At 64.7% G+C, this 19,870-nt stretch carries 19 protein-coding genes; 7 read left to right on the top strand and 12 right to left on the bottom strand.

From position 1 onward, the window contains the following. Window positions 1-28: 28 nt before the first annotated feature. The 9 genes from modD to ABT24_RS06845 all read right to left on the bottom strand — a co-directional run bounded on the left by modD (window position 29) and on the right by ABT24_RS06845 (window position 7,507). Complete coding sequence (modD, locus tag ABT24_RS06805) at window positions 29-871, bottom strand: ModD protein (protein ID WP_276728760.1); 843 nt, start codon at window positions 869-871, stop codon at window positions 29-31. Beyond that, on the bottom strand, window positions 849-1,544 hold the full coding sequence (locus tag ABT24_RS06810) for a molybdate ABC transporter permease subunit (protein ID WP_276728757.1): 696 nt from the start codon (window positions 1,542-1,544) through the stop codon (window positions 849-851). Before ABT24_RS06810 ends, modD begins: the two co-directional genes overlap by 23 nt. Before the next feature lie 10 nt (window positions 1,545-1,554). Then, the gene (gene modA, locus ABT24_RS06815; protein WP_276728754.1) at window positions 1,555-2,340 is read right to left on the bottom strand and encodes a molybdate ABC transporter substrate-binding protein; all 786 of its coding nucleotides are present in this window, start codon (window positions 2,338-2,340) and stop codon (window positions 1,555-1,557) included. Between the two features lie 21 nt (window positions 2,341-2,361). Then, window positions 2,362-3,213 carry a sulfite exporter TauE/SafE family protein gene (locus ABT24_RS06820; protein ID WP_276728751.1) on the bottom strand — a complete coding sequence of 284 codons (852 nt, stop codon included), beginning with the start codon at window positions 3,211-3,213 and terminating at the stop codon, window positions 2,362-2,364. Between the two features lies 1 nt (window position 3,214). Continuing rightward, a complete protein-coding gene (modC, locus tag ABT24_RS06825; protein WP_276728747.1) occupies window positions 3,215-4,297 on the bottom strand; it encodes a molybdenum ABC transporter ATP-binding protein in 1,083 nt (360 codons plus the stop codon). Further along, window positions 4,297-4,989, bottom strand: a complete 693-nt coding sequence (gene modB / locus ABT24_RS06830) for a molybdate ABC transporter permease subunit (RefSeq protein WP_276728743.1) — start codon at window positions 4,987-4,989, stop codon at window positions 4,297-4,299. The genes modC and modB overlap by 1 nt, the downstream gene beginning before the upstream one ends. 13 nt (window positions 4,990-5,002) lie before the next feature. After that, a complete protein-coding gene (modA, locus tag ABT24_RS06835; RefSeq protein ID WP_276728740.1) occupies window positions 5,003-5,767 on the bottom strand; it encodes a molybdate ABC transporter substrate-binding protein in 765 nt (254 codons plus the stop codon). 84 nt (window positions 5,768-5,851) lie between these two features. Then, window positions 5,852-6,274: a TOBE domain-containing protein gene (locus ABT24_RS06840; protein ID WP_013122001.1), complete on the bottom strand. Its 423-nt coding sequence runs from the start codon at window positions 6,272-6,274 to the stop codon at window positions 5,852-5,854. Window positions 6,275-6,628: 354 nt separating this feature from the next. Next, window positions 6,629-7,507, bottom strand: coding sequence for a hypothetical protein (locus tag ABT24_RS06845; RefSeq protein WP_276728736.1), 879 nt, complete (start codon window positions 7,505-7,507; stop codon window positions 6,629-6,631). Window positions 7,508-7,626: 119 nt separating this feature from the next. On the opposite strand from ABT24_RS06845, the gene ABT24_RS06850 reads away from it, so the two are divergent. The 7 genes from ABT24_RS06850 (at window position 7,627) to metW (ending at window position 15,469) form a co-directional block, all read left to right on the top strand. After that, entirely contained in the window at window positions 7,627-9,711 is a 2,085-nt protein-coding gene (locus ABT24_RS06850; protein ID WP_276728733.1) for a TonB-dependent receptor plug domain-containing protein, read from the top strand. Further along, window positions 9,708-10,763 carry an ABC transporter substrate-binding protein gene (locus ABT24_RS06855; RefSeq protein WP_276728730.1) on the top strand — a complete coding sequence of 352 codons (1,056 nt, stop codon included), beginning with the start codon at window positions 9,708-9,710 and terminating at the stop codon, window positions 10,761-10,763. The genes ABT24_RS06850 and ABT24_RS06855 overlap by 4 nt, the downstream gene beginning before the upstream one ends. Before the next feature lie 6 nt (window positions 10,764-10,769). Continuing rightward, window positions 10,770-11,834 carry an LLM class flavin-dependent oxidoreductase gene (locus ABT24_RS06860; RefSeq protein WP_286737573.1) on the top strand — a complete coding sequence of 355 codons (1,065 nt, stop codon included), beginning with the start codon at window positions 10,770-10,772 and terminating at the stop codon, window positions 11,832-11,834. After that, a complete protein-coding gene (locus ABT24_RS06865; RefSeq protein WP_276728724.1) occupies window positions 11,831-12,820 on the top strand; it encodes a FecCD family ABC transporter permease in 990 nt (329 codons plus the stop codon). The genes ABT24_RS06860 and ABT24_RS06865 overlap by 4 nt, the downstream gene beginning before the upstream one ends. Window positions 12,821-12,830: 10 nt before the next feature. Continuing rightward, complete coding sequence (locus ABT24_RS06870) at window positions 12,831-13,604, top strand: ABC transporter ATP-binding protein (protein WP_276728721.1); 774 nt, start codon at window positions 12,831-12,833, stop codon at window positions 13,602-13,604. 147 nt (window positions 13,605-13,751) lie between these two features. Then, the gene (metX, locus tag ABT24_RS06875; RefSeq protein ID WP_286737576.1) at window positions 13,752-14,894 is read left to right on the top strand and encodes a homoserine O-succinyltransferase MetX; all 1,143 of its coding nucleotides are present in this window, start codon (window positions 13,752-13,754) and stop codon (window positions 14,892-14,894) included. After that, complete coding sequence (gene metW, locus ABT24_RS06880) at window positions 14,891-15,469, top strand: methionine biosynthesis protein MetW (protein ID WP_276728714.1); 579 nt, start codon at window positions 14,891-14,893, stop codon at window positions 15,467-15,469. The genes metX and metW overlap by 4 nt, the downstream gene beginning before the upstream one ends. Before the next feature lie 170 nt (window positions 15,470-15,639). On the opposite strand, the gene ABT24_RS06885 is transcribed toward metW, so the two are convergent. The 3 genes from ABT24_RS06885 to ABT24_RS06895 all read right to left on the bottom strand — a co-directional run. Further along, window positions 15,640-17,160 carry a hypothetical protein gene (locus tag ABT24_RS06885; protein WP_276728711.1) on the bottom strand — a complete coding sequence of 507 codons (1,521 nt, stop codon included), beginning with the start codon at window positions 17,158-17,160 and terminating at the stop codon, window positions 15,640-15,642. Window positions 17,161-17,227: 67 nt separating this feature from the next. Further along, window positions 17,228-18,439 carry an acyltransferase family protein gene (locus ABT24_RS06890; protein WP_276728708.1) on the bottom strand — a complete coding sequence of 404 codons (1,212 nt, stop codon included), beginning with the start codon at window positions 18,437-18,439 and terminating at the stop codon, window positions 17,228-17,230. Between the two features lie 63 nt (window positions 18,440-18,502). After that, on the bottom strand, window positions 18,503-19,870 hold a 1,368-nt coding region (locus tag ABT24_RS06895), incomplete at its 5' end, for a hypothetical protein (protein ID WP_286737577.1).

Consider the following 19,870-nt stretch of genomic DNA (forward strand, 5'->3'; position numbering starts at 1 on the left):
CGCATTCTCGACGGCGGCGCAAGAGAGTTCACAGCCGCTGCATCACCGCGCCGAAGTCGGCGGCCTTGGCGTTGTACAGGCTGGAGGTCACGAGCACGTCCACGCCGCTGGCGGCAAACGCTGCGGCGTTGTCGGGGCGGATGCCGCCGGCGGCGTTGATGGTCAGCCGCGGCTGCAGCGCGCGCAGTTGCGGCACGAGCGCGGTCAGTTGCTCGGGCGACATTTTGTCGAGCTGCACGCCGTCCGCCCCGGCGCGGGCGGCGACCAGCGCGTCATCAGCGCTTTCGGCCTCGATGAGCACGAATTTCTCCGGGCTGTGCGCCTTGGCGCGCGCCACCAGTTGCGCCGCATCCAGATCAGGCAGAAAGGCGCGGTGCTGGGCGAACACCAGAATGGTTTCCGACAGCCCGGCGCGGTGCACCATGCCACCGCCGCACAGCACGGCGTAGTGCTGCAGCTTGCGCGCTCCGGGATGCGCCTTGCGCGTGCCCGCCACCTGAATGCGCGGATTGCCCGCGCGCGCGGCATCGACCATCTGCCGCGTGGCGCTGGCGATGCCGCCCAGATATTCGAGCAGATTCATGCCCTGTTTCCAGGCCATGTGCAGCGCGTGCGCGTTGCCCTGCACCCTCAGCACCGCCTGCCCCGGCGCGGTGGCATCGCCATCGGCCGCCAGCGGCTCGGGGCGCAAACCCAGCGATTGCGCCAGGCGCAGCAGCGGCGCCAGGCCCGCGAGTACGCCGGGCTGGCGTGCGCAGTAGGTGAGGCTGCCGGGCACGTCGGGCAGGGCCAGCGCGCGCGTGGTTTCGTCGTGCAGCGGCAGGTCTTCGAGAATGAGCTGATCGATGTCAGCCTGGGTGAAATACATCATGTTTGGCAAGCTCCTTGTTTTGCAGCAAACGCACGGCAACGAACAGCACCAGGCTGAACCCGCCCAGCAAGGCGCTGAGCCAGGCCGCCTGGGCGTAGTCGCCCGTGGTCACGGTGTTGAAAATCGCCAGCGACAGGGTTTCGGTGCGGCCGAGGATGTTGCCGCCGAGCATGAGCGAAATCCCCACCTCGCCCATGCCGCGCGCCAGCGCCAGCAGCAGCCCGCCGAGCAAGGCGGGCAGGGCAATCGGCAGGTGCATGGTGAGGTACACATTGACCGGCCCGCGCCCCAGGGTGAGCGCCACCTCGTGCCACACGCGGGGATGCGTCTGCAGCGCGGTCTGCAGGGTCTTGACTGCCAGCGGCAGCCCGGCGATGAAAGCCGCCAGCAGCAGCCCCGGAAAGGTGAACACGAAATTCACGCCGACGAGCTGCAGCGCGCGCCCGAGCAGGCTCTCGCGCCCCAGCAGCCATAGCAGGGCAAAGCCGATGACCACCGGCGGAAACACCAGCGGGATGGTGATCAGCGCGTCCAACCAAGCTGGTCGACGCAGGCCGAATTGCAGTGCGTAACCCAGCAGCACGGCGGCCGCGGCGTAAGCGGGCAGCGCCAGCAGGGCGATTTGCACGCTCAGCCACAGCGCTTTGACCGCATCCGGGGTGAGGACGGACATGCGGCAAGGCTCACAGCCCGGCGCGGCGCAAAATCTCCTGCGCCTGCGCGCTTTGCAGGAACTGCGCAAAGCGGGCGCGGCTGGCCGCGGTTTCGGGCTGCACCGTCTGCTCGGGGAATGCGGCGACGATGTCGATCGGCGCATAGCTATCCGCTCCCGGCTGGAGTTCGAGGTAGCCGCCGAGTTGCCCCTTGACCGCCAGCACCTCGGTGAGGTTGAGAAAACCGGCGTCGATCTGCCCCGAGGTGAGGTAGGCGCTGACCTGCGGCACGGTCTGCACGATTTTGAGCTTGTCCTGCAGCGGCGCCCACAGGCCCTTGGCCTTGAGCCATTGCTCGGCGGCTCGGCCGTAAATCGCTTGCTGCGGGTTGGGCAGGGTGATGGACTGCATCTCGGGCAGGTCGCGCACCGGATCGGTGATCGGGTCGGGGCTGCGCCTGCCTAGCAGCTTGCGCCGCCACGCCAGCACCAGCTTGCCCTGACCGAGGGTTTGGCGCTGCGGCAGGTTGAGGTCTTTGGCGTGGTCGATGAAGTCGGCGTCGCCGATCAGCACATCCACCCGCCCGCTGGCGCGCGCCTGGGCAAAGATTTGCTGCAGATTGCCATAGCTGCGCTCCACCGCAATGCCGGTGTCGCGGGTGAAGTCGGCGCACAGCGCCTCGACCGGGCGCTTGTAACCGGCGCCAGCCATGAGCAGCAGCCCGGCGGGATCGGCAGCCAGTGCGCGCGCCGCGGGCAGCAGCGCCATCAAACCGCCGAGAGCGAGGCGACGACGGGTGAGCAAAACGGTTTGCATGACAAACTTTCCTTAGGGTGTTCAGGTGGAACGACGGTGGCGAAACACTTTCCACGCCGAGACCGCCAGAATCAGCGCCAGCAGCAGGCCGAGGCCGTCGGTGGGCACGACGCCCAGCAGCAGCCCACCCAGCAGCGCGCCGAGCAATGAACCTGCGGCCATGCTCAGCAGCAGCGCGCGATGGGTGCGCAGCACGGCGAACGCCGCGCTTTCGCGGTAGCGGGCAAATCCCACGATCATGGTCGGCAGCGACACCAGCAGCGACAGGCTACCCGCGAGCTTGAGGTCCAGCCCCCACAGCAGCACGATGGTGGGAATGAGCAGCTCGCCCCCGGCCACGCCCATCACCGCGGCGAACAGGCCGATCACCAACCCGGCGGCGATGCCCAGCGCTGCATGCCCCCAGGGCGACAGAATCTGTGCGAGATTGGGCAGGGCGCGCAGGCCGAACACCTGCTCGGCCGCCATGGTGCAGGCCAACAGAATGAGCAGCACCAGCAGCACGCCATCGAGCGTCTTGCGCGGCAGGCGCATCGCCCAGCCCGCGGCCCACCAGGCGCCGAGCAGACTGCCCGCCAACAGGTTGAGCACCACCGGCCAATGCGGCAGCAAAACCGCCAGCGGCACGGCGTGCAGCCGGGCGACGATCGCCACGCCCACCACCAGCAGCGACAGCGCCTTGTTGGCGATCACCGCCTGCAGCGTCGCCAGACCGAACAGCCCGACCAGCACCGGCAGGCGGAACTCCGCCCCGCCCAGGCCGACCAGGCCGCCGAGCAGCCCGATGGCCAGAGCGGTGAAAAAGCCACGGACGGCACAGGCCGTATCGCAGGCCGTGGGGCACGGGGCGGTGACCGACGAAGACTCGTTCATGTCATCGCTCCACCGAGGCGGCCTTGATCAGCGCGACCACAGCCTCGTCTTCGGCGAGACGCAGCGCATCGCGGGCGCGCATGGTGATTTCGCTCCACAGCCCCTGGCCGTCGGCCAGACACAGCCGCACCAGACTATGCCCAGGGCGGCTTGCGGCGAAGCCGCAAATGCGCGCGGGCAGGTGGTTGAGCATGCTGATGTCGGTGGGCACGCTGCGCGCCAGCGCCACGTCGCGGGCGTAGATGCGCAGCCGCACCCGCCCCGGCTCGGCGGCGGCAGGAAAGGTCAGCAGGCTGCCGTCGATGCGCAGTTGCGCCAGACCTTCGGCCAGCGGCGTGGCCTCACCTTCGAGCACCGCCACTGGGCCGAGCCGGTCGAACAAGGGCGAGTCGGCGCGCATCAGCGCCTCGGTCAGCGGCTCGATGCGCAGGATGCGCCCGTCCTGCATGAACACCACGCGTTGCGCCAGACGCTCGATTTCTTCCGGCGCGTGGCTGACCAGCACCATGGGCAAGCGCTGCGTGCGGGCGATCTGACCGATGAGTTCGAGCAATTCGTCCTTGGCTTTCCAGTCGAGCGCGGCCAAGGGTTCGTCGAGCAGCAGCAGCCGCGGGCGCGACAGCAAGGCACGGGCGATCGCCACCCGCTGCTTCTCCCCGCCCGATAGCGCGGCGATGCGACGGTCGAGCAGATAAGCGATGCCCACCTCTGCGGCGACCTGGTCGATCGCCGCAGGCGCCTCGCCTTTCGGCGCGCGGCTTGCCGCAAACAGCAGATTGCCGCGCACGGAAAGATGCGGGAACAGCGCCGCGTCCTGGAATACATAGCCCACGTCGCGCTCCGGCGCCGGGGTCTGCCGCCGCCCGTCCAGCCAAAGCGCCTCGCCGACGCGCAGCGTGCCGCTGGCGCGCGGAATCAGCCCGGCGATGGCGCGCAGCAGGGTGCTTTTGCCGCAGCCGGAGCGGCCGAACAAGGCGGTGATGCCGTCGAGCGGCCAGGAAAAATCACCCGTCTGCAGGCTGAAGGCGCCTAGCCGCGCCTGCACATTGCCGCTGACCGCTGCGGTAGATCCGCGCTCCGACATCAGCCGTGCTCCTTGCTGCCGTGACGGTACAGGCCATAGACGATGGTCAGCACGATGACGGCAAACACCAGCATCAGCGCCGAGAGCATGTGCGCCTGGGCGTACTCCATCGCCTCGACATGGTTGTAGATGTCGATCGACACCACCCGCGTCTTGCCCGGAATGTTGCCGCCCACCATGAGCACCACGCCGAACTCGCCCACGGTGTGCGCAAAGGTCAGGGTGAGCGCGACGATCAGCCCGCCGCGCGACAGCGGCAGCACCACGTTGAAAAACCGGTCCCACCAACCGGCGCGCAGGGTGGCGGCGGCGTCGAGCAGGTTGCGCGGCAAGCTCTCGAAGGCGCGCAGCAGCGGTTGCACCATGAAGGGCAACGAATACACCACAGACCCGATGATCAGGCCGATTTTGTTGAAGGTGAGCTGGCCTTCATAGCCGAGGCTGTGCAGGGTTTGCGTTACCCAGCCCTGCGGATTGAGAAAGACCAATAGATAAAACCCCAAGACCACCGGCGGCAGCACCAGCGGCAGGGCCACCACCGCCTCAACCACGGCGCGCAGCGGCGAGCGCCAGTTCGCCAGCCACCAGGCCAGCGCCATGCCGGGAACCAGCAGGATGGCAGTGGCGATGCTGGCGACCTGCAACGTCAGCCACAGCGGGCCGAGATCGAGCGGATAGCCGAACAGGGTCATCGTCCGCCGCCCGTCAACGCGGGATGGTGTAACCGTATTTCTCGATCACCGTGCGCGCCTCAGGGCCACGCAAAAAGTCGAGATAGGCCTTGGCCACGGCCTTGTTTTCACCGGGCTTGAGCAGGATGGCGCTTTGGTCGATGGGCGCGTAGTCCGCCTGCGGCACCACCCACCATTGCCCCTTGCCCGCGCCGATGGCCTGCGACAGCGCGACAAAGCCCGCCTGCGCATTGCCGGTGGCGACGAAGTCGAAGGTCTGGCCGATGTTCGACCCTTCGACGATCTTCGGTTTGAGCGCGTCATATACGCCCATTTTTTTCATCGCCTCGATCGCCGCTGTGCCGTAGGGCGCGGTCTTGGGGTTGGCGATGGAGACATGCGCGAAATCGCCCTTGCGCAGGATTTGCTCGCCCTGTTCCTTCAGCGGCAGCGTGGTGCTGTAGAGCACGAGCGTGCCGCGCGCATAGACGAAATTGCTCGACGCCAAGGCCAGACCGTCTTTGGCTAGCGCGGGCGCGGTGGTGTCGTCAGCCGCCAGGATGATGTCGAATGGCGCGCCGTTGCGAATCTGCGCGGCAAATTGCCCAGTGGCGCCGAAGGCGTACTTCACCTCGTCGCCGGTCTTGGCCTTGAACGCCGCGCCGATTTCCTCGGCGGGCTTTTTGAAGTTGGCCGCCACCGCCACGGTGAGGGTTTCGGCCTGCGCGCTTGCCGCCAGCGCGAAAGGCAAGACGAGCGCGAGCCCAGCTCGGCGCAGGATTCGGACAAATCGGTTCATACGGATCTCCGTCAGGTTTGGTTACAGGGGCATAAAAAAAGCGGCCCCGGGATCGCCCCGAGGCCGACAAGCGAGATGGGACGATTAGTCCACCCCGAGGATGACATGGGTGGCCTTGATGAGCGCGCATGCGGCGTCGCCCACCTTGAGGCCGAGTGTTTTTTCGCTGCCGGTGGTGATCATCACCACCAGTTCGGCGCCGCCCTTGAGGCCCAGCACCACTTCGGTGTTCACCGCGCCGGTGGTGATGGCCTTGACCGTGCCGCACAGGGTGTTGCGCGCCGAGGTGGCCGGGGCGGCGCCTTTGACGAGGATGGGCCAGGAGGCCTTGACCAGCGCCCAGGCCGATTTGCCCGCGGCAAGGCCCAGACGATGGGCGCTGTCTTTGGTGACGATGGCCACGAGGTGCTGGCCCTCGCCGAGGTCGAGCACGACTTCGGTGTTGACCGCACCGTCGTGCACCGCATGAACCTTGCCTTGAAGATGATTGCGCGCGCTGGTTTGCATGATGGCTCTCTCCTGATGAATGGGTGGATGATGTTTTCAGTGTATATGAACGGCTACGACGCTTGAGCTAAAAACCGAACCGATCTTCCCCTTCAGACTGTGGCCAACGCCCACAATGTCCACTCATCACCAACATTTACCCCTGCGCCTACTTTGCAACCGCCGCGAACATCGCTTGCGACGTTGTATTTTTATGAATATATTGAAAGCCTCGCACAGCTGTCAAGCGCTGAATTGGATGAAGGAGCAAAACCATGCAAAGACGCACCGCCGCCAGCCTGATTGCAGGATTGGCGGGATCGCCTTGGCTCATCGGCACGGCCCGGCGAGCAGCGGGCTGGCGCCACCCGGCATTCAGGCGGCATGCGGCTGCGCGGCGGGCGCGCCAGCAGCGCCGACGACCTGCTCGACGGTCTGCAGCACGCCCTGAGCGATGCGCATCGGCCGCTCGCCTAAACCGAAGCACAGCGCCGGGTCGCCGCGCGGATCGACTTCGACGAGTTTGGTTTTACGCCGCACCGGCACGTCTGAGCGGGTCAGCCCGCGCAACACGCCGCGCAGCGGCGCAGGCAGCGGCAGAGGCTCGCCCTCTGGCGTGTGCACATGGCCGATCACCTCGCCCGCCTCGACCGCCTGGCCGATCCGCAAAGAGGTTTCGAACACCCCGTCCTGCGGGGCGTAAACCAGGCGCTCGCGCCCCGCACCCAGGATGGGCCGCGGCTCTCCGGCGAGCGCCCGGGCCGAGCCGACGTGCAGCACCCGCCCCAGTTCATCGCCCCAGGCCGACTCGATCACCACATCGGCGTTATAGCCCACGGTATATCCTGGACCAATGCCGACCGCGGTCGCAGCACCCCCGCACAGCGCGCGCAGATCGGGCTGCGCCGCGGCGTGTTTGCGCAGCCGCGCATCGACCAAGACCTGCGCGCCGAGCTGGCGCAGCCACAGCGGCAGGTCGGGAGCGACCACCAGCGGCAGCCAGATGCGGCGGGCAAAGGCGAGCGCCGCATCCGCCGGGTGAAACACCCGCACCGCGCTGAGATGATCGAGCACCGCGATGCCGTCGAACACCGCATCCACCCAGCACATGCCACGCCGCGGGGACGTGGGCTGTTCCGTCTCGACCAGCAACACCGTGTAGCCCTGGCGGAACAAAACATGCGCCACCGCAGAGCCCACATCCCCTGCGCCAAGAACCACGATGCAGGCCGCCTGCCAGCGAGGGACAGGCACAGGTTTGACAGAGAACAATTCTGCAGCGGACATGGCAAAGGATGTGGCAGGCCAAGGGGAATTCGTTATATCTTAAAGAATATCTCGAAACCCGCCATGATTTTTTATTGGAGACCCTGATGCCCCGCTCTCGCCCCGCCCGCCGTCAGCGACCACTGCAGCCTGTGCGCCCCTCGTTGATGCCGCTCCTGCCGCTGCTCGCGGCCCTGCATGCCGCAAGCGCCGCAGCGCAAACCCCGCAGGCCGCGCAGCCGGTGTTCCAGCTTGGCGAGGTCGATGTGCAGGCCCCCGCCGTGTCCAAGCCCGCGCCGGGCGGCACGAGCAGCAATGTGGTGACGCAGCAGCAAATGCTCGACCGTGGCGCGCTCAATGTGGGCGAGGCGCTGGGCGATCTGCCCGGCGTCACCCCGGTGACGCTGGGCCAGCGCGGCGAGACGCAGGTGAACATCCGCGGCTTCGACTCGCGGCAGATCACCCTGAACATCGACGGCATTCCGATTTACGTGCCCTACGACGGCAATGTGGACTTGAGTCGGCTACTGACGCCCGGCCTGTCCGAAATCGTCGTGACCAAAGGGCTGGGCTCCTTGATGTACGGGCCGAACAATATGGGCGGCTCGATCAACCTCATCACCCAAGCCCCCAGCAAAAAGCTCGAAGGCACAATCACCGGCGGCCTCACCGCCAACCAGCACCGGCTTTTCGGCAACGATCTGTCGGTGCAATTGGGCAGCCGTATCGACAGCCGCTGGTATGTGCAGGGCGGCGTGGCCAGCGCCAATCGCGACGGTTTTCCGCTGTCCACGGCGTTCAAGCCGGTGGCGGCGCAGCCGGGGGGCGACCGGCTCAACGCCGCCAGCCACGACATCAACGCCAACCTGAAAGTAGGCTTCACCCCCAACGCCACCGACGAGTATGCGCTGGGCCTCTACACCGTCAACTCCGACAAAGACTCGCCGCCCTACACCGGCAACACCAAGGTCACCGGCCAGCCGGTGCGCTACTGGCAGTGGCCGCAGTGGAACAAGCAGAGCTACTACTACATCGGCAACACCGCCCTCGGCGCGGGTTACCTCAAGACCCGGCTCTACCACGACACCTTCGACAACGAACTGATCTCGTTCGACAACGCCCGCTACAACTCGACCCAAAAACCTTACGCCTTCAATAGCCAGTACCGCGATTTTTCCAACGGCGCCACGGTCGAACTCGGCCAGCCGCTGGGCACGCAGAACTTCCTCAAACTCGGACTGTTCTACAAACAAGACGTGCACCGCGAGTCCAACCTCGCCACCCAGGCGCAGCCTTACCAGACGCCGTGGCTGCATTTCGAGGCGCACACCTACGCGCTGGGCTTCGAGAATGCCTACAAGCCGACTACGGCCGACACCCTCACCTTCGGCTACCGCCGAGACGAGCACCGCTTCGATCAGGCCGAGCAATACACCAACAAGGCGCAGACCCAGATCGGGCCGATGCCCACCAGCCCGCGCGTGGGGGCGAACAATGCGCAAATCGTCTGGCGGCACAAACTCTCGCCGCACACCGAGTTGCGCGCGGGCATCGGGCGGAAGACCCGTTTTCCCAGCATCAAGGAGGTGTATTCCTACCGCCTGGGCCAGGCCATCCCCAACCCGGCGCTGGGGCCGGAACAAGCACTCAACCGTGAAGTCGGCGTCTCCGGGGTGATGCTGGGCGGGGTGAAGTACGACGCCGCGGTATATTGGGATTCGATCAAGGACGTGATCGAGAGTGTCGCCACCTCCACCCCCGGCATCAGCCAGGCGCAAAACGTCGGCACGGCGACCAACAAAGGGCTGGACTTGAGCGTGCAGGCGCCGATCGGCAACGCCTGGATCGCCTCGGTGGCGTATAGCTATCTCGACGCCACGCTGGGCGCGCATGGACTGGTCGCCACCAACGCGCCGCGCCACTGGGCCGATCTGGGCGTGTCGTGGCTGCCCGGCGACGCCACCACCCTGTCGGCGCATGTGCAGGCGGCCAGCAGCCGCCAGACCACGACCGACGGCAAGCAGCCGGTGGCCGGGTTCGCCGTGGTCAACCTGCGCTGGACGCAACGCCTGGCCCCGCGGCTGACGCTCTACACCAATCTGAACAACGCGTTCGACCGCAACTATCAATTGAGCGAGGGCTTCCCCATGCCCGGACGCGAGCTGCGGGTGCAACTGCAGTACAAGCTATGAGGCGATTTCTCGCTTGGCTACGCGCTCCTTTGCTCGGCGCCGCGCTGCTGTTGCACGGCGCGTTCGCGCTGGCGCAAACTCCCCCGGCCTGCCCCAGCGCCCCGAGCGGCCCGGTATACGGCAGCAGCCCGGTGAACAACTACTTGCTGCTGGCGCTGGCGCCCGAACGCATGGCGGGGCTGAACTTTCCCTGGAGCAAGCAGGCGGCGCAGATTCTGCCGAAAAGCGTCCTCGATCTTCCCGTGCTCGGCGGTTGGTTCGGCCAGGGCAAGACGGCCAGTCTGGAGCAAGTGTTGCGCGTGCATCCCACGCTGGCGCTGGTGTCCGGGGCGACGGTGGGTTCGCAGGCCAGCACGGCGGCCATGTGCAAGCTCGGGCTGCCCATCTGCCCGGTGCGGCTCGACAGCATGGCGGACTACCCCGCGGCCTTCCGCCAGGTGGGGCAGGCGCTGGGGATCGCCGCACGCGGCGAGGCGCTGGCCGCCGACGCGCAGACCACGCTGGACGATCTGGCCGCGCTGCGCCAGCGCGTGTCGCGGCAGCCGCCCGTGAGCATCTATTACGCCGAAGGCGAAGACGGCCTGGCGAGCGAGTGCAGCGGCTCGATCCACGCCGAGGTCATCACCGCCATCGGCGCGCACAACGCCTTGCGCTGCACCGACGGCAGCCGCTTCGGCATGGTGCGGGTGATTTTCGAGCAAATCCTGGCCGCAGACCCCGACTGGATCCTCACCCAAGACGGCCCGGCGATGCGCGCCATCCAGACCGAGCCGCGCTGGAGGCTGCTGCGCGCGGTGCGCGAAGGCCATGTGCTGTTCGCGCCGCAAGTGCCGTTTCGCTGGATCGACCGGCCGCCGTCGTTCATGCGGCTGCTGGCCGCGCCCTGGCTAGCGAGCCGGATTTTTCCGGCAGACTACCGCGCGGTGTTCAAGACCCTGATCGACGCTCGCACCGAGGCGTTTTTCGCGCTGTACTTCAAGCGCACGCTGTCCGCCGCGCAAGCGCGCGCCGTTCTGGCGCCCGACCCCGGCGACTATCCCACCAAGTATTGACCCGCCATGCCTGCCTCCCCCCTGCCGCAAATCGGCATGATGCTGCACATGCAGCCCGCCACGAACGAGCCCATCCCCGCTTTTTTCCAGCAGCGCGCCGCCCTGGTGCAGGAGATCGAGCAGATCGGCGTGCAGGCGGTGTGGGTCACCGAACACCACTTCGACCCGCAAAGCCTGAGCGCCTCGCCGCTGCTGCTGCTGGCCCACTGGGCGGCGCGGACGCAGCGCATCCAGCTCGGCGTGGCCGCGGTGTTGCCCGCAGGCCGCAACCCCTCGCTGCTGGCCGAGGAAATCGCGCTGCTGTCCAATCTGGCGCCCGGGCGCATCGCCATCGGCTTTGCCAAGGGCGGGCCGTTCGAGGCGCAAAAGCGCGCTTTCGGCCGGGGCAGCGATGCGGCGCGCGTGCAGATGCGCGAGGTGGTGGACGCCGTCCTCGACCGGCTGCACCCCCAGTCGCACCCCGATGAAGCCGTGCTGCAGCCGCCAGTGCAAACCCCGCTGCCCCTGTTCGTCGCCAGCCGCGAGCCCGACACCCTGGCTTGGGCGGCTTCGCGCGGTCTGGGCTGGATGAGCGCGCAGTTCTGGCCGCTGGAAACCTACGACGCCCAGGCCATCAACTGGGGCATCGTCGCACAACGTCCGGCCGACGCGCTGCTGTCACGCGGGCTGTGGATCGATGAGGACGGCGACGCCGCCAGACGCCATGCCCTGGCGTGGCTGGCCGCCTTTCGGCGCAACAAGCAATCGCAATGGAAGGTCGGCTTTCGCGGCCCCCTGGCCGAGATGGACGAGAGCGAAAGTCTGGCGCGCGCCATCGTCGGTACGTCCGAGGAATGCGCCCGGCAGCTCGCCGACCTGCTGGCGCAACGCGCGGTGCCGCGCCTGGCATTCAACCCGCTCGACGACCGCCCTGAACGCCAGCTCGAGCAGATGCAGCGGCTATTTCGTCAGGTCTTGCCGCTGGTGCCCTCATCTTTATCCGCGCCCCAGCCGACGTCTTTGCCTGCGTCTTTGCCCGCCGCGTCTGCCGCGCCGCATCGGGCAGACGCCGCATTGCCCGGCCGTCCATGAAAGGCCGCTTCGGGTTGCTGGGCTCGGCCTTGTTGCTCTGCGCCGTGACCTCCTTGCTGCTCGGGCGCTATCAGCCCTCGCCGCTCGAGGCGGCCGTGCGCCTGTGGCAAGGCCTTGCAGGCCATCCTTCCGAACTGTGGACGGTGATCGTGGAGCTGCGCGCGCCGCGCATCGTCGCGGCCATGTGCATCGGCGCCGCGCTGTCGACCTCGGGCGCGGCCTACCAGGCGCTGTTTCGTAATCCGCTGGCCTCGCCGGAAGTGCTCGGCGGTTTGGCCGGAGCCGCATTCGGCGCGGCACTGGGCATCCTGCTCGGTCACACCCTTTGGCAGGTTCAGCTTTCCAGCTTTGTCTTCGGGCTGATGGCCGTGGGCATGACCCTGCTGCTCGCCCGCCTGGTCGGCATCCATGGCATTGTGGTGCTGTTGCTGGCGGGTTTGATTACCGGCGCGTTTTTCGCCGCCCTGCTGTCCACCGCCAAGTACGTCGCCGACCCGTACGACAAGCTGCCCGCCATCACCTATTGGCTGATGGGCACGCTCTCCAGCGTATCGGCACACAGCGTGTGGCTCACCGCCCCGCTGATGGCGCTGGCCACCGCCGCCCTCATCGGCTTGGGCCATGCGCTCAACGTGCTGAGCATGGGCGACGAGGAAGCGACCACACTGGGCGTACCGGTGCGCGCCACGCGCGCCTGGGTCATCGCGCTGGCCACCTTGCTGGGCACGCTGTCAGTGACTCTGGCCGGGATGGTCGCCTGGGTCGGTCTGCTGATTCCGCAGATTGCCCGGCTGATCTGGGGCGCGGACAACCGCCGCGTATTGCCCGCCTCTGCCTTGCTGGGGGCGCTCTACCTTTTGCTGCTCGACGACGTGGCGCGCACGGCGTTCACCGTGGAGTTGCCGCTGGGCGTTCTCACGGCCTTGGTCGGGCTGCCGCTGCTCGCCGTGGTGCTGCGACGCGCCGCCGTGAGCTGGGCCGATTGAGGAGCCGGAGATGATCGACGCACAACAACTCCACATCCGCTATGGACAGGAAGAGATCGTCAAGGGCGTGCAGCTGCGCCTAGCCCCGGGTGAGACGCTGGCGCTGCTCGGCCCCAACGGCTGCGGCAAAACCACCTTGCTCAAAGCCCTGTGCGCGATTCATGCGCCGCATGCTGGGTCGGTGCAAGTCGATGGTCAAGACCTCTTCACCCTGTCCGCGCCCGAGCGCGCCCGACGCATTGCCTATGTGCCTCAGCAGCACCGGCTGGTGTTCGCTTACAGCGTCATCGACGTGGTGATGATGGGGCGGCTGGCCAGCCGCGGGCTGATCGCCCGGCCCGCAGCCGACGACTTCGCCGCCGTGCACGCCATCCTGCACCGGCTCGGCCTACAAGCCCTGGCCACACGCAGCTACGCGGCGCTGTCAGGCGGGCAGCGTCAGCAAGTCTTGATCGCCCGCGCGCTGGCGCAGGACGCTCCCTACCTGCTACTGGACGAACCCGCCAGCAGCCTGGACTTTGGCAATCAGTTGCGGCTGCTGGAACTGCTCGCGCAGTTGCGCGACGACGGGCGCGCCGTGCTGTTCACCACCCATCATCCCGATCACGCCTTTGTCGTGGCCTCGCGCGTCATTCTGATGCAGGCAGGCCGCTTCATCGCCCAGGGCAGCCCGGCGCAGTGCATCGACCGCGAGCAACTCGGCCGGCTCTACGGTCTGGCCCCGGATCATCTGGAACGCACCCTGCTGGCGCCGCACTGGTCAACGCACGGGGCGATGGGCTGAATCCGTTTGGGGATGCTCCTATACTTGCCTACGCGCCGATTTGCCCTGGGCTTGCGGGCGCGTAACAAATACCGCTAAAACAGCGCAGACCACCGGCGGTTTTCGCTGCATTGCCAGCGCCGCCGGTTTGTTTTTTCAGGAACACCCATGAGTGCTTCGCCCTCAGCCCTCGGTGACGTCACGCCGCAGCGCATGGCATTCGAGCAGCCGCTGCCGCTTCAAAGCGGCGCGCAACTGCCCGCCTACGAGTTGATGTATGAAACCTACGGCACGCTCAACGCCGAGCGCAGCAACGCCGTGCTTGTGTGTCATGCGCTCAACGCCAGCCATCACGCCGGCGGCACGCATGCAGGCAACCCCAAGAGCGTGGGCTGGTGGGACAACCTGATCGGCCCCGGCAAACCGCTCGACACCGAGCGCTTTTTCGTACTCTGCGTCAACAATCCCGGTTCGTGCTTCGGCTCCACCGGCCCGATGAGCCTCGACCCCGCCACTGGCCAGCCTTGGGGCAGCCGCTTCCCCGTGGTGACGGTCGAAGACTGGGTGGATGCGCAAGCGCGGTTGCTCGACCGGCTGGGCATCGAGCGCCTGGCTGCGGTCATCGGCGGCAGCCTGGGCGGCATGCAGGCGCTGAGTTGGGCGCTGCGCTACCCCGAACGCGTGGCCCACTGCGCCGCCATCGCCACCGCGCCCAGTCTTTCGGCGCAGAACATCGCCTTCAACGAGGTGGCTCGCCGCGCCATCATCACCGACCCCGACTTTCATGGCGGCGACTACTACGCCCACGGCGTCGTGCCCAAGCAAGGTCTGGCGGTAGCGCGCATGATCGGGCACATCACCTATCTCAGCGACGACGCCATGGCCGCCAAATTCGGCCGTGCGCTGCGCAATGGCGCTCTGGGCTACGGCTTTGGTGTGGACTTCGAGATCGAGAGCTATCTGCGCCATCAGGGATCGAGCTTCGTCGATCGCTTCGACGCCAATTCCTATCTCTACGTCTCCAGGGCGATGGACTATTTCGACCTCGCGGCCGATCACGGCGGCGTCCTCGCCAAGGCCTTCGAGGGGACGCGAACCCGGTTCTGCGTGATGAGCTTCACCTCCGACTGGCGCTTTTCGCCCCAGCGCTCGCGCGAAATCGTGCAGGCGCTGGTGACCAACCGCCGCGCTGTGACCTACGCGGAAGTCGACGCCCCGCAGGGCCATGACGCCTTCCTCATGGATCACCCGCACTACCACGGCGTGGTGCGCGCCTGGTTCGACCGCATCGCGCAGGAGCTTTCCAAATGACCACTCCCCTGAGCGTGATTGCCGATCTGGTGCCGCATGGCAGCCGCGTGCTCGATCTGGGCTGCGGCGATGGCCGCATGCTGGCGCATCTGCGCGACACCCGCGGCTGCACCGGGCTGGGCGTGGAAATCAGCCCTGAAAAATTGATCGCCGCCGCCGAAAAAGGCGTGGACGTGCTGCAGCTCGACCTGGAGCAGGGCCTGTCGATGTTCGGCGATGGCAGCTTCGACGTGGTGCTGCAGATCGACACCCTGCCCAATATCCGCCACACCGAAAACGCGCTGCGCGAAACCGCGCGCGTCGGTCGGCTGGGCATCCTCAGCTTCGCCAATTTCGCCCACTGGAGCATCCGCCTGCAAATCCTGACGGGCCGCCTGCCGGTGACGCCCGAGCTGCCCTACGAGTGGTACAACACGCCGAACCTGCGCGTGGCGACCTATGCCGACTTCGAGCGCCTGGCTGCGCACTGCGGGCTGCGCGTAGTCGACGCCTTCGGCATCCGCAACGGCCGCCGCATCACCTTCGCTCCCGGGCTGCTGGCAACGGAAGCGGTGTTTTGTGTGCAGGGCGCGTAGCAGCCTGACGAGGCTTGCGCCCGCCAGACGCTGACCAGCTCATGAGAAAACGCAGGGCAGCCCCAAGTTTTCTTGTCCACCTCGCGGCTTGCAAGCCGCTCGGATTCGGCTCCGTCCAAGCTGCCGCAGGGCGGGGGGCCTGACGCGAACGCGGCAGGTCTGGGGGCGCTCTACGCCCTCTTGTAACTCGGCAGTTCGATTACATAAGTGTCAACCGCCGCATCCGGGTTGAGCACCGGGTTGCTCGGGTCGCCGTTCCCCCAATCGCTCTGGAACAGCACGCGCGTGCCGCTGGTGCTGAGCGTCACATTGGTCTGGGCCCAGTAGTTGCTTTGCGGGGCGTTGCTGTAATTCCCGGTGCTGCGATGGTGGGCAAAGCGGTACGTCAGCCCGGAGGTCAGGCTGGTGAGCATGATCTCCTGATCCAGCAGGGTGGTCGGATTGGCGGTCGGGCCGCTGTTGTCAGTGCCATAAATGTCGCCCGTCATGCCCGTCGCAATCCACATCGGGTTTTGCCAAGCCGTCGAACCGGTCAGGCTGCCCGTTACGGGATAACCAAACACCGGTGAACTGGACTCACCCACTAAATTCTGGATGGCCCCCGTATTCAGGTCAGCGACGATGACATTGCCATTACCCCCCGTGGCGCGGTTGAACTGCGAGCCGACCAGCATGTCGTGGCCTGCGGCATTCATGGCCGTGTCGCAATGTTCATACGCATCGAAATTGACGGTTCGAACGTATTTGCCGTTGATGTCGAGAATGAACACACGCCCGGTCTGGCTATTCTGCGAGGCCGGATCGGGCGCGACCCAGCCCTGTCCCGACAGCAGGGGAAACGGCGTCGTGCCGCGCGCCTGCCCTTGCGCCACGTACTGGGTGTCGTAGAACACCATTTGCTTAGTCGTTTGGTTGAAACCGAACACATTCAAAGCAAGTTGTCCATTGATATTCGGGATGCCACCCGCACCCAGCCCCCAAATGCGCTCGCCCTTTGCGTTGATGCCTAGCGCGAACGGGTAACCGCAGCGTACCGGGCCGGTACGCGGCCAGCCCGCTGGCAGATTATCCAGAAAGCTGTACTCCACCGTCTTGACACCCGTCTCTACGTTGATCGCGGTGAGATCAGCGTGCATGGTGCTGCCGACCGAATGGTTATCGATGTAATAGAGAGTAGCTGGATCCTGGTGATCCCAATAAAACTGCTCAACATCTCCGGGATTGATGTCTATAAATTTGATAAACGCATAGGTCGTGCCGTTATACATGGCCCAGCCTTGCTGACCTCCTGACTGCATGGTCGAACCCGGCACATACAGAATGAAGCGCGTCTCATCGCTGTTCCAGGCCATGGCCGTAGGATAGGCCGGCGCGGCGCAGAGATTTTTAAAATCAGAAACACAATCAGTGATTCGGGTAATCCGTGTGCCGAAATCCGGATCCAGCACAGTCTGCCCCTTTGCTGGCTTGGCCAGGTTGCTGTAGGGCATACGCTTCAGACCGTAATTCTGAAGCCCGGCCGACAAATCAACGCCGGCTACAACAGGCACAGGACTCAAGCCCGCTGTAGGACTGCCCCCGGCATTTTGAACAGACGCAGATCCCCCGCCTCCACCGCAGGCGGACAAAGCACCAACAGCAGGAAGGGAAAGTAAAGATTTCTGAATGAATCGACGACGGGAAGGCAACATTTTCAATCTCCCAGAAAAACCGAATACGGATCAAAATCCTCGCGGCAGCAACACTTCAACACCCCGGTCAGGGGGCATTGTCAGAGCGCTCAGATGCACCAGAGCCTCGCAGGATGGCAGGACGGGTCAAACGCAAGCCAAGAAGAAAATCTTTGGCTGGCGCTTCCCAGTAGCGATAAATAGCTAGAGAAATCAGAATCAGAACTCCCACTAACGTCGGCGCAAGCAGCACGCTGAGCAGCGGAGATTCCGGACCGAATGCATTGCGTGCAATATCGAGAATGGCGACTCCGATGTATTGGTGCAATAAATATAGGCTGTAACTGGCCACCCCAATCGCCGCGAGCGGCGGATAGCCCAACCAGGCCACCCAGGCGGGGCGTTTCATCATCGCCAAAAAAACAAAAAAACTAAATGCAAGAGCAAGATAAGGCGCGATGGTTCCGACATGCGTCCCCAACCTGAGCACCGCAATGGCGACAACCGACTCAACTAGTAACACCCAGGCCATTCGGCTGCTGGCATCTGCGTAAAGTGCATAAAACCCAATGCCAGCCACAAACCAAGGCAAGGCGCCAATAACAAAAATAAAATCGATTGCCCAGAGATGATGGAAGTCTAGCGCCCGGGCCAGCACATAATATATCACCAAGCCGCCAAACGCCAACGCCACAGACCTAAAGAACAACCGAGAACCTACCAAAAAATAAATGACACTGATCCAAAAATAAAACTTGACCTCGACAAAAAGAGACCAATATGCCCCATCAACCGCTTTGAAAGGCACGCCAAAAATCTTACTCCAGATGATCGGATCACTGAATGTCAGGCTCGGAATAAAATCTCTGACCTGAGGAATGAAAATATTTTGTGGCAGTAAATTCAGAATGAAAAAAGACAACACCGAACAAATCAACATGGTTGGAAACAGGCGCGCAAACCGCTTCCAGAAAAAATGACCTATCGTGCGACACCTGAATAGGGTCATGCTGATCACAAACCCCGATATCACAAAAAATATCTGCACCCCTAGATCGCCATACTCAAACAACCAGAAGTGCGCTCCAAAACCGCCGTATGGGTAGAAATTATCTGGGGCGACTGGCGGCGTCCACCGGACAAAATAGTGATATCCCATCACCAATAGAATGGCTATGGCCCTTAATCCATCCAATACCTTGAGGCGATGCCGTTCTTCCATTAGTGGCCATTTGAAAAGAGGTTGAGTGATTCGAGCGGCGCTGCCATATAAAAAAGGCACGCCCGAAGCGTGCCGCATCATAGGACTGCAGTGCATCGATGCCCACCCCGCACTGAGCGGGGTGGGGTCACTCTCGCTCCCTCAATTAGGCTTGTAGGCGGGCAACTCGATCACATAGGTATCCACCGGCGCATTCGGGTTGATCACTGGGCTCTTCGGATTGGCGTTGCCCCAGTCGCTCTGCACCAGTATGCGGGTACCGCTCGGGCTCGGGGTGACGTTGGTCTGCGCCCAATAGTTGTTCACCGGTGCATTGCTGTAATGACCTGTGCTGCGGTGATGTGCAACGCGGAACACGACACCTGTGTCCACATTGGCGACGGAGACTTCCTGGTCGATGTAGGTCTGAGGGTTCGCCACCGGGGCATTGTTGCTGCCGTTGTCTGCGGTGCTGCCGTAGGGCGAACCGGTCACTCCCATCGCCACCCAACCCGGCACCTTCCAGGCGCCCGAACTGATGAGGGTGCTGGTGCGGGGGTAGCCGTCGCCCTTGGACACCCCAATCACCGTGGACACGACTCCGGTCGCCAGATTCGCCACCATCAGATTGCCGCTACCCGAGGGGCCATCATATTGCGTGCCCACGAGCAAGTCTTCGCCCTTGGCGTTGACCGAACTGTCCAGGTGTTCAATGGCGTCGAACTGCACGGTGCGCACAATATTGCCGTTCAGGTCGAAAACGACGGTCGTGTGGTTCGCCCAATCGGGCCATGCCCAGCCCTTGCCGCTTTTGAGCGGGAAAGGCGTGGTGCCGCGCGCCTGCGCCACGGGAATGCCGCTATAGCGTGTGACTTTGCCGGTCTTGGCATTGAAGCCAAAGGCGTTGAGGCCGAGCTGGCCACTGACGTTCGGAATGCCGCCTGCGCCCAGCCCCCACAACTCCAGATCGCCGCCTGAATAGAACGGATACCCGGCTCGCACTGGGCCGGTCGTCGGCCAACCCTGCGCTTTCACATCTGGCATGAAGTCGTGCAATACCGTCTGCACGCCGGTTTCGACGTTGATTTCCATCATTTTCATGATGATCTGGCCACCGTTTTCACGGTTGTCGATATAGGCCAGTTTGGTCGGGTCGGAATGACTCCAGTAGAACTGCTCGATATCGGGAGGATTGATCGGCAGGAATTTGATGAAGGCGTAGGTCTTGCCGTCGAACATTGCCCATCCCTGCTTGCCACCGCTCTGCGCGCCAGTGACATACAAAACAAAGCGCGATTCGTTGCAATTCCAGCCCTGCGTGGTCGGGTAGGCGGGCATCGCCACATTCGCTTTGAAATCAGCCAAGGCGTCCGTCACGCGGACGATATGGGTACCCGGGAAATCGGGGTCTTGTACGCGAGTTCCCTTGGCAGGCTTAGCCAAATAGGAAAAGGGACGAAGGTTCTTTCCGTAGTCGATCAAACCGCTGGTCAGAGTGACACTGGGAGTGGCGCAGGTCGCCGACACCGG

It is taken from the genome of Thiomonas sp. SCN 64-16 (assembly GCF_001725585.1).
Taxonomy (GTDB): domain Bacteria; phylum Pseudomonadota; class Gammaproteobacteria; order Burkholderiales; family Burkholderiaceae_C; genus Thiomonas; species Thiomonas arsenitoxydans.